Origin of the sequence: Microvirga sp. Mcv34 (genome assembly GCF_024519725.1) — a bacterium.
GTDB lineage: Bacteria > Pseudomonadota > Alphaproteobacteria > Rhizobiales > Beijerinckiaceae > Microvirga.
This window is the reverse complement of record NZ_JALJRK010000011.1, coordinates 60700-73053: the sequence shown is the minus strand read 5'-3', so window position 1 is coordinate 73053 and position 12354 is coordinate 60700. Positions and strand designations below refer to the sequence as shown.

General features: G+C 65.6%; 14 protein-coding genes and 1 other RNA gene. 7 read left to right on the top strand and 8 right to left on the bottom strand.

The features are described 5' to 3' along the window. Positions 1-114: 114 nt before the first annotated feature. From ruvC to ssrS, 6 genes are all read right to left on the bottom strand, one after another. Positions 115-618: a crossover junction endodeoxyribonuclease RuvC gene (ruvC, locus tag OC446_RS08985; protein ID WP_262028688.1), complete on the bottom strand. Its 504-nt coding sequence runs from the start codon at positions 616-618 to the stop codon at positions 115-117. Positions 619-725: 107 nt separating this feature from the next. Continuing rightward, positions 726-1472: a YebC/PmpR family DNA-binding transcriptional regulator gene (locus tag OC446_RS08980; protein ID WP_262028687.1), complete on the bottom strand. Its 747-nt coding sequence runs from the start codon at positions 1470-1472 to the stop codon at positions 726-728. A 180-nt stretch (positions 1473-1652) separates the two neighbouring features. Further along, the gene (locus OC446_RS08975; RefSeq protein WP_262028686.1) at positions 1653-2345 is read right to left on the bottom strand and encodes an exopolysaccharide biosynthesis protein; all 693 of its coding nucleotides are present in this window, start codon (positions 2343-2345) and stop codon (positions 1653-1655) included. Between the two features lie 90 nt (positions 2346-2435). Then, positions 2436-3257, bottom strand: a complete 822-nt coding sequence (locus OC446_RS08970; RefSeq protein ID WP_262028685.1) for a TIGR00282 family metallophosphoesterase — start codon at positions 3255-3257, stop codon at positions 2436-2438. Between the two features lie 13 nt (positions 3258-3270). After that, positions 3271-3852, bottom strand: a complete 582-nt coding sequence (locus OC446_RS08965) for a 5-formyltetrahydrofolate cyclo-ligase (protein WP_262028684.1) — start codon at positions 3850-3852, stop codon at positions 3271-3273. 5 nt (positions 3853-3857) lie between these two features. Continuing rightward, a non-coding RNA gene (ssrS, locus tag OC446_RS08960) (6S RNA) lies at positions 3858-4014 on the bottom strand. A gap of 178 nt (positions 4015-4192) precedes the next feature. Here ssrS and OC446_RS08955 point away from each other — a divergent pair. Then, the gene (locus OC446_RS08955) at positions 4193-4474 is read left to right on the top strand and encodes a hypothetical protein (RefSeq protein WP_262028683.1); all 282 of its coding nucleotides are present in this window, start codon (positions 4193-4195) and stop codon (positions 4472-4474) included. 144 nt (positions 4475-4618) lie between these two features. On the opposite strand, the gene OC446_RS08950 is transcribed toward OC446_RS08955, so the two are convergent. Beyond that, positions 4619-4987 (bottom strand): cell division protein ZapA, encoded by a 369-nt coding sequence (locus OC446_RS08950; RefSeq protein WP_262028682.1) that lies wholly within the window; start codon positions 4985-4987, stop codon positions 4619-4621. Between the two features lie 3 nt (positions 4988-4990). Continuing rightward, positions 4991-5287: a DUF4164 domain-containing protein gene (locus OC446_RS08945; protein ID WP_410055042.1), complete on the bottom strand. Its 297-nt coding sequence runs from the start codon at positions 5285-5287 to the stop codon at positions 4991-4993. A 397-nt stretch (positions 5288-5684) separates the two neighbouring features. Between OC446_RS08945 and tkt the strand changes: the two genes are divergently transcribed. The 6 genes from tkt to OC446_RS08915 form a co-directional block, all read left to right on the top strand. After that, positions 5685-7619, top strand: a complete 1935-nt coding sequence (tkt, locus tag OC446_RS08940; RefSeq protein ID WP_410055044.1) for a transketolase — start codon at positions 5685-5687, stop codon at positions 7617-7619. Between the two features lie 44 nt (positions 7620-7663). Beyond that, positions 7664-8671 (top strand): type I glyceraldehyde-3-phosphate dehydrogenase, encoded by a 1008-nt coding sequence (gene gap, locus OC446_RS08935; RefSeq protein ID WP_262028680.1) that lies wholly within the window; start codon positions 7664-7666, stop codon positions 8669-8671. A gap of 13 nt (positions 8672-8684) precedes the next feature. Further along, positions 8685-9875 carry a phosphoglycerate kinase gene (locus OC446_RS08930; protein WP_262028679.1) on the top strand — a complete coding sequence of 397 codons (1191 nt, stop codon included), beginning with the start codon at positions 8685-8687 and terminating at the stop codon, positions 9873-9875. A 115-nt stretch (positions 9876-9990) separates the two neighbouring features. Then, on the top strand, positions 9991-11079 hold the full coding sequence (gene fba, locus OC446_RS08925; protein ID WP_262028678.1) for a class II fructose-bisphosphate aldolase: 1089 nt from the start codon (positions 9991-9993) through the stop codon (positions 11077-11079). A gap of 105 nt (positions 11080-11184) precedes the next feature. Further along, a complete protein-coding gene (locus tag OC446_RS08920; RefSeq protein ID WP_262028677.1) occupies positions 11185-11835 on the top strand; it encodes a thiamine phosphate synthase in 651 nt (216 codons plus the stop codon). After that, on the top strand, positions 11835-12354 hold a 520-nt coding region (locus OC446_RS08915), incomplete at its 3' end, for a tetratricopeptide repeat protein (RefSeq protein ID WP_262028676.1). The genes OC446_RS08920 and OC446_RS08915, both read left to right, overlap by 1 nt.

Genomic DNA, 12354 nt, shown 5'->3' with positions numbered 1-12354 from the left:
CGCAGGATAAAACACTGTTTCCCCTGAAAGGGAAGTCTTTGGTCGCGCTTTGTTCTCACAACGGGACCGGATCTTCGCTTCCGCTGCGTCCGGGGTGACGCTTCTCAGATGATCTCAGTAGATCGCCGCCAAAGCCCGGGCCTTGCGGTGATGGGCGTGGGCAATGGCGATGGCGAGCGCGTCGGCCGCGTCCGCCTTCTTGAACTCGGCCTTGGGCAGCAGGATCTTGACCATGGCCTGGACCTGGTCCTTCTCGGCGTGGCCCACGCCCACGACAGTCTTCTTGACCTGGTTCGCCCCGTATTCCGCCACCGGCAGGCCATGCAGGGCCGGGACAAGCAGGGACATAGCGCGGGCCTGGCCGAGCTTGAGGGTTGCCTGGGCGTCCTTGTTGACGAATGTTTCCTCAACGGACACCTCGTCGGGGGTCCAGGTCCGGATCACCTCGGTCAACCGGTCGTGGAGCTGCTTGAGGCGAAGCGCCAGGTCGAGGTCTCCGTCCGAGGTCACGACCCCGCAGGCCACATAGGAGAGCTTTGTCCCCTCGACCGTGATGACGCCCCAGCCCGTGTTGCGCAGGCCGGGATCCAGCCCGAGGATTCGGACGCGTTCGGTCACTTTCTTTCTCCATCGTCATGGCCGGGCTCGATCCAGCCATCCACGCCATCAACGGTTAAGAAGACGTGGATGCTCGGGACATGCCCGGGCATGACACACAAAGAATATCACTCCGCCATCTTCTGCATCAGGGCGTCGGAGAGCTCGAAATTGCCGTAGACGCTCTGCACGTCGTCGTGCTCCTCCAGCGACTCCATGAGCTTCATGAGCTTCTCGCCGGTCTCGTCGTCGACCGCGACCGGGGTCTGGGGCTTCCAGACGAGCTTGGAGGCCTTGGGCTCCCTGAACTTGTCCTCGAGAGCCTTGGTCACCTCGTTGAGGGAGCCCTGGTCGCAATAGATCTCGTGGCCGTTCTCGGAGGAGACCACGTCGTCGGCGCCGGCATCGATGGCGGCTTCCAGCATGGCGTCGGCATCCGCCACGTCGGGACCGAACTCGATATAGCCGACCCGGTCGAACATGAAGGACACGGCGCCGGTCTCGGCGAGGTTGCCGCCGCTCTTGGTGAAGTAGGAGCGGATGTCCGAGGCGGTGCGGTTGCGGTTGTCGGTCATCGCCTCGACGATGATGGCGGCGCCGCCAGGGCCGTAGCCCTCGTAGCGGATCTCGTCGTAGTTCTCCGCATCGCCGCCGGAAGCCTTGTTGATGGCGCGCTGGATGTTGTCCTTGGGCATGTTCTCGGCGCGGGCGGCGAGGATCGCGGCGCGCAGGCGCGGGTTCATGTTGGGGTCGGGCATGCCCATCTTGGCCGCCACGGTGATTTCGCGGGCGAGCTTGGAAAACACCTTGGAGCGGACCGCATCGACCTTGCCCTTGCGGTGCATGATGTTCTTGAATTGTGAATGCCCGGCCATCGGGGTCTCCGGAAAGTTGGGCCGAAGGCGGCTTGCAGCCAAGCGCCCGTCAGGCCTGAAAAGTTGACGATGGCAGGCTTATAAGGCGGCGAAGGGTCTGAGGCAAAGGCCCTCTCGCCAGGTTCCTCAAAAACGAGAGCATCGTGCGGAAAAGTGGAATCCACTTTTGGGTCCGATGCTTTAGAACCCGAGCCAGGACGGGAGGTTGTGGATGGTCGCCAGGATCAGGTGGTAGGAGGCGCCCAGCACCGTGGCCGTATAGGCCAGGCCCGCCAGGCCGATGAGGTACCCGACGATCAGCAGATAGCCGTCCTCCTCCATGATGGCGATGGACGCGATGACGAGCGCGATGGACGGCGGGAAATTGGTCCCGGGGAACGGGATCAGCACCGATACGGCAACCAGGAAGGCGAAGAACCCGACCACCCGGTCCCCGAAGGGGCCGAACAGGGGAAGCAGGCGTGGCTTGCAGTAGCTCTCGAGCTTCTGGAGCCTCGGCTCCGCGATATCGATGAGCCGCTTGAATTTCGCCGTGGACACCGTCTGTCGCAGGATGAAGCGAGGCAGCCAGGGCCTCGTGTGACCCAGCATCATCTGGATGCCGAAGATCAGGACCGGCGTGCCGACGAGCCCGGCGATCCCCGGCACGTTCGGCACGCAATTGGGCAGGGAGAACAGGATCAGCACGAAGCCGAAGGCGCGCTCGCCGAAGGCTTCGATGATCTCTCCGATGGAAATCGTCTCGCCTTCGGCCTCGTCGATCACGGCCCGCAGAACCGCGGAGGCGCTCTGGTGCTCGTGGGCGCGATGGAGCTCGCTTTCCTGATGATAAAGGCCTTTTTTCGGCTCTTCCGTCTCGATCTCAGCGTCCACCTTGTCCTCCGTAGCGCCAAGATGGGGACGATGTTGCAGGAGGTAAAGGGTAGTGTCCCCTCTCCCGCGGAGGGGAGAGGGGACAAGGTGCTAATCCCAGAACCGCGGCCAGGTCTCTTCCAGATTCGGGCCGAGCCGCACGGCCGCCACGCGCACCGCCAGGCCGGTGCGGTCGTCCGTCTCGACCGCGATGCCGGAGAGCGTGCCCTCGTTCAGGCCGGGCTCCAGGCGGGTGCCCGGCGTCTTCTGGATGAAGCGGCGGATCGCCTCCTCCTTCTGCATGCCGAGGACTGAATCGTAATCGCCGCACATGCCCGCATCGGACATATAGGCGGTGCCGCCCCTAAGCACCCGGTGATCGGCGGTGGGCACATGGGTGTGAGTGCCGACCACGAGGCTTGCCCGCCCGTCGAGGTAATGGCCCATGGCTTCCTTCTCGCTCGTCGCCTCCGCGTGGAAGTCGACGATGACCGCATCGGCCACCTGTCCCAGGGGACAGGTTTCCAGCTCCCGGTCGACGACCGCGAAGGGATCGTCCAGGGCGTCCATGTAGAGGCGGCCCATCGCCTGCACCACGAGCACGCGGGCCCCCGAGCGGGTGTCGATGAGGTTGGCGCCCCGTCCCGGGGTGCCCGGCGGATAGTTCGCCGGACGGATGAGACGCGGCTGGCGCTCGATGAACACGAGGGTCTCGCGCTGGTCCCAGGAATGGTTGCCGAGCGTGATCGCGTCGGCGCCGGCAGCCAGGATCTCGTCGCAGATCGCCTCCGTGATGCCGAACCCGCCGGCGGAGTTCTCGCCGTTGATGACCACGCAATCGAGCTGCCAGCGGTCGCGTAAGGCAGGCAGGCGCTCGATCACCGCATTGCGGCCGGGCCGCCCGACGATGTCCCCGAGGAAGAGAAGACGCATGGTGAATCCTTGACTAGGATGCGGTCCGAATGAGTTCGGCTTCGGTGATGATAACATCGAGGCGCCGGTCATGGGGCTCGACCGGCACTTTGTCGATCTCCTGAACCGCATAAGCCAGACCGATGGTCAAGACCGGATGCTGCGTTTCGAGCGCCGCGATGGCCCGGTCGAAATGCCCCTTGCCGTAACCGATGCGCCCTCCCCGGCGGTCGAAGGCGACGAGCGGCACGAGGAGGGCCTTGGGAAAGACCTCCGGTGCATCGGGACCGGGCTCGCGCACGCCGAAGCCGCCCTTGACCAGCACATCGCCGGGCCGCCACAGGCGCCAGCTCAGGTGCGGGTGGAGAATCTGGGAGAGGGCCACATCCTGCCCGCGTTCGACCAGCGCGTCCATGAGAGGACGCGGATCGACCTCGCTGCGGATCGGCCAGTACCCTCCGACGGGGGTGACGCCCTTCAGGTCGGAGAAGCCGAGGGCGCTGTCGGCGATGCGCCGGGCGGCCTCATGGCGGACGTCCTTATCGAGAGCGTCGCGGCGCGCGAAAACCTCGCTGCGCAGGCGCTCTTTCAAGGCGGGAGGGGGAGGAGATTGCATAAGGGTGCGGAGCCACAGAAACCGTCGGAGAAGCGATCCCGGGAACCTACAAAGTAGGTGGGCGCCGTATGTCCCGGTCCACGGACCGGGTCAGGGACAGCTCCCTTCAGGATCGATAAGGCCCCGGGGAAAATGAACTCCTAACGCGCCCCGCAGCCCCGCCTTTCCTATGTAGGGACGAGAACGCCCGGGGGAAAGAGGAAAAGTGAGCTTGGCCGGGGATCTTTGCGGCTCGGCTGGCACAAGAGTGACGTTATAGGGAAAATACGGGGTGGCGCACCAGCAGAAATGGGCTCATTCTGTTGTCGTGGGGGATGTGCCATTGCTCGTTGGAGGAAACATGGCCCATCTGAAACGGAACAACTACAAAGAGCTTTATCGCAAGGATTGCACCGTCTCTCCCAGCATCGATTCCATGATGAGGGAGGTGCTGCACATGATTGGCAATATCGATTTCGAGTATCAGGTCGAGTTGGACAAGGTCGAGAAGAACATGTCCGACCAGGAGCTGAAGGATTACATCAGGAGGAAGATTGAGGCTGCCCATCGCGAAAAGCGGGAGCCTTACGTGGAGCTTCTGACCCAGCTCCGGCAACGCCAGTATCGCCTCTCGCTGAATTGAGGGCGTCTCTCCCTTGGGAGAATTGAGATTCGGGGCGGGAGCCAGCAGCGCTCGATCGGTTCCTGCGGCTTCCGCCCCTCTCACGTCATCACCGGTACAAGGCCGTCCATGATGTGGGGGATGGAAGCGGCGTGCCCGAAAAATCTAACCCTGCGCCGCCCCGTTCAGGCTGCGCGCCAGATCCTCGATCCGCTTGGCGGCCATCTGGACGCCCTCGGCGAGCCTCGTCTCGATCCGTTCCAGGCGCTCGTCCCGGGAAGCGTTGATGCTGTTGAGCGCCGCGACCTCGGCCTCCAAAGCGGCGACCCGCTGTTTCGTTTCGTGCAGCTCGTCCGCCTGAGCGATGGCCGCCATGACGTGGAGGCGCAGGTCGCCGATCTCGCCGAAGGCGTCCCGCATCTCCTCGATCCGAGCGTCATAGGACGCCGCCAAGCCTTCGAGATGCCCCTCCTCGCCCTCGGCGCAGGCGACGCGATAGGTCTGCCCGGCAATCGTCACCGTCACCTGAGGCATGGCCTAGCCCTCCTCCGGCTCGAGCTGGCCGGCTTGGGCCAGGACGGTCTGGACGGCCCCGATTGCCTGGCGGACGCGCCGGCTCACGTCGTCGGTCGCCGCCTCGAAGCGGTGGAGCCGGGTGAGCGCGCCATCGAGCTCCACGGCGAGACGGGCCCGGTCGTCCTGCATGAGCTGGAGCTCGGTTTCCAGGGCGCCGCGCCGCCTGTCGGCCTCCAGGCGACGGGACACGGAGGCCTCCAGAAGGCCCAGGGCCATGTCCAGCCGCTTCATCGCTTCCTCGAGTGTGGGCGCCATCATGCCTCCTGAATCGCCCACGACACTAACGCATCGTGCGGAAAAGTGGACCCGGTTTTCCGACCCTACACGATGCGCTCTCCAATGAGAGGAGCATCGGAGCAATCCCAAAAGTGGATCCCACTTTTGGGTCCGATGCTCCGGCATCGTGCGGAAAAGTGGACCCGGTTTTCCGACCCTACACGATGCGTTCCTGGTCATTCGAGCTGGCGTTCCCGGCGGGGATTACACCCCTCCGGTCTTTGACTCGCCTTGGCCGCGTGTTAAGGAGCCCACGCCTTTTCCAGACAGACCGCCCCGTTGCGGGGCCTCAAGCCTTGTGGATCTCGCCGTGCAAGATACCGTCTCCGCCGATCGCGTCACTCATTCCGATCTGGCGAACGCCGTGCGCGTCCTCGCCATGGACGCCGTCGAACAAGCCAAATCCGGCCATCCGGGCCTGCCCATGGGCGCGGCCGACATGGCGACGGTGCTGTTCACCAAGTTCATGAAGTACGACGCCGCCGACCCGACCTGGCCGGACCGCGACCGGTTCATCCTCTCGGCCGGCCACGGCTCGATGCTGCTCTACGCCCTGCTCCACCTGACCGGCGTGAAGGGCATGACCATCGAGGAGCTGAAGAACTTCCGCAAGCTCGATTCCAAGACCCCGGGCCACCCCGAGAACTTCATGACGCCGGGCGTCGAGACCACCACGGGCCCCCTGGGCCAGGGCATCGCCACGGCGGTGGGCTTCGCCCTCGCCGAGCGGATGCTGAACGCCGAATACGGCAGCGACCTCGTCGATCACCACACCTACGTGCTGGCCTCCGACGGCGACCTGATGGAAGGCATCAGCCACGAGGCCATCGCACTCGCCGGCCACCTGAAGCTCAACCGCATGATCGTCCTGTGGGACGACAACGGCATCTCCATCGACGGCCCGCTCTCGATCTCGGACTCGGTCGACCAGGTGAAGCGCTTCCAGGCCTGCGGCTGGAACGCCGTGCGCGTGGACGGCCATGACCCGAAGGCCCTGCAGCGCGCCATTTCCCGCGCCCAGAAGTCCGACAAGCCGACCCTGATCGCGTGCAAGACCACGATCGGCTATGGCGCGCCCAAGAAGGCCGGCACCTCCAAGGCCCACGGCGAGCCGCTGGGCGCCGAGGAGCTGGCAGGCGCCAAGACCGCCTACGGCTGGGGCCACGCTCCCTTCGAGATCCCGGATAACATCCGCGACGCCTGGGCGAAGGCCGGCAAGCGGGGCCGCCGCCAGCGCAAGGCCTGGGAAGACCGCCTGAAGGCTCTCGCGCCCGAGACCCGCGCCGAGTTCGAGCGTCGCGTGAAGGGCGTGCGCCCTGCGGGCCTTGCCGACGCCGTCGCCAAGCTGAAGGACCGGCTGGTCGCCGAGCCGCAGAACGTCGCCACCCGCAAGGCCAGCGAGATCGCCCTCGAGGTGATCACCGAGGCCGTGCCGGAGCTGGTGCTGGGCTCGGCCGACTTGACGCCTTCCAACAACACCAAGACCAAGAACCTGACCGCCATCTCGCCGGGTCACTATGCGGGCCGCTACATCCATTACGGCATCCGCGAGCACGGCATGGCGGCGGCCATGAACGGCATCGCGCTCCATGGCGGCTATGTGCCGGCCGGCGCGACCTTCCTGGTCTTCACCGATTATGCCCGCCCCGCCATGCGCATCGCGTCGCTTGCCGGAATCCCGGCCGTCTACGTGATGACCCACGACTCCATCGGCCTCGGTGAAGACGGCCCGACCCACCAGCCGGTGGAGCATCTGGCCGCCCTGCGGTCCATGCCGAAGATGCGCGTGTTCCGCCCGGCCGACGCCATCGAGACGGCGGAAGCCTGGCAGATGGCCCTCGAGCGCACGGACGGCCCGACGACGCTCGCGCTCACCCGCCAGAACCTGCCCCAGGTCCGCAAGGAAGGCGGCGCGCAGAACCTGTCGGCCACCGGCGCCTACGAGCTGTCGCCGGCCAGCGGCCCGGCCCGTGCGACGATCTTCGCGTCGGGTTCCGAGGTAGAGATCGCTCTCGCCGCCCAGAAGCTGCTGGAGGAACAGAGCTTCGCCGTCCGCGTCGTGTCGGTGCCCTCGCTCGACCTGTTCCTGGCCCAGCCCGAGAAGGTGCGCCGGGAGATCATCGGCGATGCGCCGATCAAGGTCGCGGTCGAGGCCGCCGTGCGCTTTGGCTGGGATTCGGTCATCGGCCCCGACGGAATTTTCGTCGGCATGCATGGGTTTGGCGCCAGCGCGCCCTACAAGGACCTTTACAAGCACTTCGGCATCACAGCCGAGGCTGTGGCTGAAAAGGTTCTCCGGACACACAATCTCTGAGGCACGAGAAACCTGAAGCCTCGTTACACAAGGGAGCTAAGACTATGACGGTGAAGGTCGCGATCAACGGATTCGGTCGCATCGGACGCAACATCCTCCGCGGCATCGTGGAAAGCGGCCGCAAGGACATCGAGGTGGTTGCCATCAACGACCTCGGCCCGGTCGAAACGAACGCTCACCTGCTCCGCTTCGACTCCGTGCATGGCCGCTTCCCGGCGGACGTGAAGGTCGATGGCGAGTTCCTCGTCATCAACGGCCAGAAGATCCGCGTGACGGCGATCAAGGATCCGGCGACCCTGCCGCATCGTGAACTCGGCGTCGACATCGCCATGGAATGCACCGGCATCTTCACCTCGAAGGAGAAGGCCTCGGCGCATCTCACCGCCGGTGCCAAGCGCGTCATCGTGTCGGCTCCCGCCGACGGCGCCGACCTCACGGTCGTCTACGGCGTCAACCACGACAAGCTGACCAAGGACCACGTGGTCATCTCGAACGCCTCCTGTACCACGAACTGCCTCGCCCCCGTGGCGAAGGTGCTTCATGACGCGGTGGGCATCGAGAAGGGCTTCATGACCACGATCCACTCCTACACCAACGACCAGCCGACGCTGGATCAGATGCATAAGGACCTCTACCGCGCCCGCGCGGCGGCCCTGAACATGATCCCGACCTCGACCGGCGCCGCCAAGGCGGTGGGTCTCGTCCTGCCCGACCTCAACGGCAAGTTAGACGGCTCCTCGATCCGCGTGCCGACCCCGAACGTCTCCGTGGTCGACTTCAAGTTCGTGGCTAAGAAGAACACCACAAAGGAAGATATCAACGCGGCGATCAAGGCTGCGGCCGACGGCCCGCTGAAGGGCATCCTCGGATATACCGACCAGCCGAACGTTTCGTCGGACTTCAACCACGACCCGCATTCCTCCGTTTTCCACCTGGACCAGACCAAGGTGATGGAGGGCAACTTCGTGCGCGTGCTGTCCTGGTACGACAACGAGTGGGGCTTCTCGAACCGCATGGCGGACACCGCCGTCGCCATGGCGAAGCTCATCTAAGGGAGGCCGCTTCATGACCGCCTTCCGCACGCTGGACCAGGCCGACGTTAAGGGAAAACGCGTTCTCGTCCGGGTCGACCTCAATGTCCCGATGGAGAATGGCCGGGTGACGGACGCGACGCGCATCGAGCGTGTCCTTCCCACCATCCGGGAGATCGCCGAGAAGGGCGGAAGGGTGATCCTTCTCGCCCATTTCGGACGTCCGAAGGGGCGCGATCTTAAAGAGTCCCTGAAGCACGTCGCGGAAGCGGTCTCGAAGCATCTCGGAAAAACGATCGCTTTCGCCGATGACTGCATCGGCGAAAGCGCCGCCCAGGCTGTCAATGCCCTCAAGGACGGCGATGTGCTTCTTCTCGAAAACACCCGCTTCCACGCGGGCGAGGAGACGAACGACCCGGCCTTCGTCCAGGAACTGGCGAAGCTCGGCGACCTCTACGTCAACGACGCCTTCTCGGCGGCGCACCGCGCCCACGCCTCCACCGAGGGCCTCGCCCGCGTGCTGCCGTCCTATGCGGGCCGCACCATGCAGCAGGAACTCGATGCCCTCACCAAGGGACTCGAGGCGCCCAAGCGCCCGGTCGTCGCCATCGTGGGCGGCGCCAAGGTTTCGACCAAGATCGACCTGCTCGAGAACCTCGTGGCCAAGGTCGACGCCCTCGTGATCGGCGGCGGCATGGCCAACACCTTCGTGCACGCGACGGGCCTCGGCATCGGCAAGTCGCTGGCCGAGAAGGACCTGGCGGCCACCGCCATGCGGATCATCGAGAAGGCGCGCGCCTCCAACTGCGCCATCATCCTGCCCGTGGACGGCGTCTGCGCCTACGAGTTCAAGGCCGGGGCCCTCAACCACACCTACGGCATCGATGCGATCCCCGAGGACCAGATGATCCTGGACGTGGGCTCGCAATCGGTGGAGCGCATCGCGGCCGCGATCAACGACGCGGCGACGCTCGTCTGGAACGGCCCGCTCGGCGCCTTCGAGATCGCCCCCTTCGATCAGGGCACGGTCGCGGCCGCGCGTCACGCGGCCCAGCGCACGAAGGAGGGCAAGCTCGTCTCCGTCGCCGGCGGCGGCGATACGGTGGCAGCCCTCAACCATGCTGGCGTTGCGGACGACTTCACCTATGTATCGACGGCAGGCGGCGCCTTCCTCGAATGGCTCGAAGGCAAGTCGCTGCCCGGCGTGGAAGCGCTGAGGGCCTGAGGCTAGGCTTGGCAGAGCGGCTACCCACTTTGCCAAGCGAAAACGCGGCCTAGTTGGCTTAAGCTGAGGTTCAGCTTCTGCGCTGTTTAAAACCAAAACCAATACGGAGGACTAAATGGCACGCATCACCATGAGGCAGCTTCTGGATCACGCAGCCGAGCAAGGCTATGGCGTGCCTGCCTTCAACATCAACAACATGGAGCAGGCGCTCGCCATCATGGCGGCGGCCAGCGAGGTCGACGCGCCGGTGATCATCCAGGCGAGCCGCGGCGCCCGCTCCTACGCCAACGACGTCATGCTCAAGCACATGATGGACGCGGTGACCGAGATCTATCCGCACATCCCGGTCTGCGTGCATCTCGATCACGGCAACGAGCCCGCCACCTGCATGACGGCGATCCAGGCCGGCTTCACCTCGGTGATGATGGACGGCTCGCTCAAGGCCGACGGCAAGACCCCGGGGGACTGGGACTACAACGTGGCCGTCACCCGCAAGGTGGTCGAGATGGCTCATCTCGGCGGCATCTCGGTGGAAGGCGAACTCGGCGTGCTCGGCTCCCTTGAGACCGGCGAAGGCGAGGCCGAGGATGGCCACGGGGCCGAGGGCAAGCTGTCGCACGACCAGTTGCTGACGAACCCGGACGAGGCGGTGAAATTCGTGGCCGAGACCAAGGTCGACGCGCTCGCGATCGCCATGGGCACCTCGCACGGCGCCTACAAGTTCACCCGCAAGCCCGACGGCGCGATCCTTGCCATGCATGTGATCGAGGAGATCCACAAGAAGCTCCCGAACACCCACCTGGTGATGCACGGCTCGTCCTCGGTGCCGCAGGACCTGCAGGACATCATCAACCAGTACGGCGGCCAGATGAAGCCGACCTGGGGCGTGCCGGTGGAAGAGATCCAGCGCGGCATCAAGCACGGCGTGCGCAAGATCAACATCGACACCGACAACCGGATGGCGATGACCGGCCAGATCCGTAAGGTCCTGACCGAGAACCCGGGCGAGTTCGACCCGCGCAAGTACCTGAAGCCCGCCATGGAGGCCATGACGAAGCTCTGCAAGCAGCGCCTGCAGGAATTCAACACCGCCGGCCAGGCCTCGAAGATCAAGCGCGTGTTCACCCTCGCCGAGATGGCCAAGCGCTACGCCTCGGGCGAGCTCGACCCGACCTTCGGCACGAGCCGTCAGGCGGCGGAGTAATCCGATCAGGCTTTTGCCTCAATCATGATCGACAAGCGGGGCCTCGCAAGATGGCCCCGTTTTCGTTATGGGAACCCTGTCTTTCTTTTTTGTGACCTGTGATCCATGGCCGACACCGCCGCCCGCCTCTACCTCATCACCCCTGTCCTGGAGGATGATTCCTTCGCTCCTCGCCTTGCGGAAGCCTGCGGAGCCGGTTCCGTGGCGGCCGTCCTGCTGCGCCTGGGCGCGGCCGACGAGCGGAGCCTGATCAACCTGGTGAAGGCCCTCGCCCCCGCGGCGCAGGAGCACGGAGCGGCCGTGCTCGTCTCGTCCGACGGCAAGGCGGACCTGGCGAACGTCGCCGCCCGGGGCGGCGCCGACGGCGTCCACGTGCCGGGCGATCCGGCCCTCGTGCGCGAGTTGCGTGAGCGGCTGAAGTCCGAGCGTGCCGTCGGCGTGGGGGCGATCCGCACCAAGGACGACGCCATGTCCCTGGGTGAGGCCGGGGCCGATTACCTGCTCTTCGGCGAACCGCGCCCGGACGGCTCCGTCCCGGCCTTGGAAAGCGTGGTGGAGCGCGCCGCCTGGTGGGCCGAGATCTTCGAGACGCCCTGCGTCGCCTATGCGCCGAGCCTCGACGCGGTCGAGGCCCTGGCGGCCACGAACGCGGAATTCGTCGCCCTCGGCGATGCGGTCTGGACCCATGCGGACGGCCCCGCTGCCGCCGTGAAAACGGCTGCCGGGATCCTGGAGCGGCAGGAGGCCTCGCGCTGATGCGTCGGTCCTGGATCCTCGGCGGAGCCCTTCTGGCGGCATCCGCGATGCCGGGCCAGGCGGCGGAGCCCGATCTCGCCTATGGCGCCTATCAGCGCGGCCTTTATCAGACGGCGTTCCGCGAGGCGAACCTACGGCTGGAAAAGAACAAGAGCGACGCCGCCGCCATGACGCTGCTGGGCGAACTCTACAACCAGGGGCTCGGGGTCGCCATGGACCCGAAGAAGGCCTCCGAGTGGTACCGCTTGGCGGCGGGGCGCGGCGACGCCAACGCGCTCGCCTCCCTCGGCCTTATGGCCCTCGACGGACGCGGCATGCCCAAGAACGCCGCGCAGGGCCGGACATGGCTCGAACAGGCGGCCGCCAAGGGCAATTCCCTGGCCTGCCACAACCTCGCCCTGCTCCTGCTCACCAGCGGCAACGACGAGGACCTGAAGAAGGCCGTCGAGCTGCTGAAGAGGGCGGCGGCGGCCGAGATCCCCGATGCGCAGCATGCCCTCGGGGTGCTCTACCTCAAGG

Excerpts from the sequence above, each read along its gene's own strand:
- OC446_RS08980 (WP_262028687.1), bottom strand. The coding sequence starts at position 1,472 with ATGGCCGGGCATTCACAATTCAAGAACATCATGCACCGCAAGGGCAAG.
- OC446_RS08970 (WP_262028685.1), bottom strand. The coding sequence starts at position 3,257 with ATGCGTCTTCTCTTCCTCGGGGACATCGTCGGGCGGCCCGGCCGCAAT.
- OC446_RS08965 (WP_262028684.1), bottom strand. The coding sequence starts at position 3,852 with ATGCAATCTCCTCCCCCTCCCGCCTTGAAAGAGCGCCTGCGCAGCGAG.
- OC446_RS08955 (WP_262028683.1), top strand. The coding sequence starts at position 4,193 with ATGGCCCATCTGAAACGGAACAACTACAAAGAGCTTTATCGCAAGGAT.
- OC446_RS08950 (WP_262028682.1), bottom strand. The coding sequence starts at position 4,987 with ATGCCTCAGGTGACGGTGACGATTGCCGGGCAGACCTATCGCGTCGCC.
- OC446_RS08945 (WP_410055042.1), bottom strand. The coding sequence starts at position 5,287 with ATGATGGCGCCCACACTCGAGGAAGCGATGAAGCGGCTGGACATGGCC.
- tkt (WP_410055044.1), top strand. The coding sequence starts at position 5,685 with ATGGACGCCGTCGAACAAGCCAAATCCGGCCATCCGGGCCTGCCCATG.
- gap (WP_262028680.1), top strand. The coding sequence starts at position 7,664 with ATGACGGTGAAGGTCGCGATCAACGGATTCGGTCGCATCGGACGCAAC.
- OC446_RS08930 (WP_262028679.1), top strand. The coding sequence starts at position 8,685 with ATGACCGCCTTCCGCACGCTGGACCAGGCCGACGTTAAGGGAAAACGC.
- fba (WP_262028678.1), top strand. The coding sequence starts at position 9,991 with ATGGCACGCATCACCATGAGGCAGCTTCTGGATCACGCAGCCGAGCAA.
- OC446_RS08920 (WP_262028677.1), top strand. The coding sequence starts at position 11,185 with ATGGCCGACACCGCCGCCCGCCTCTACCTCATCACCCCTGTCCTGGAG.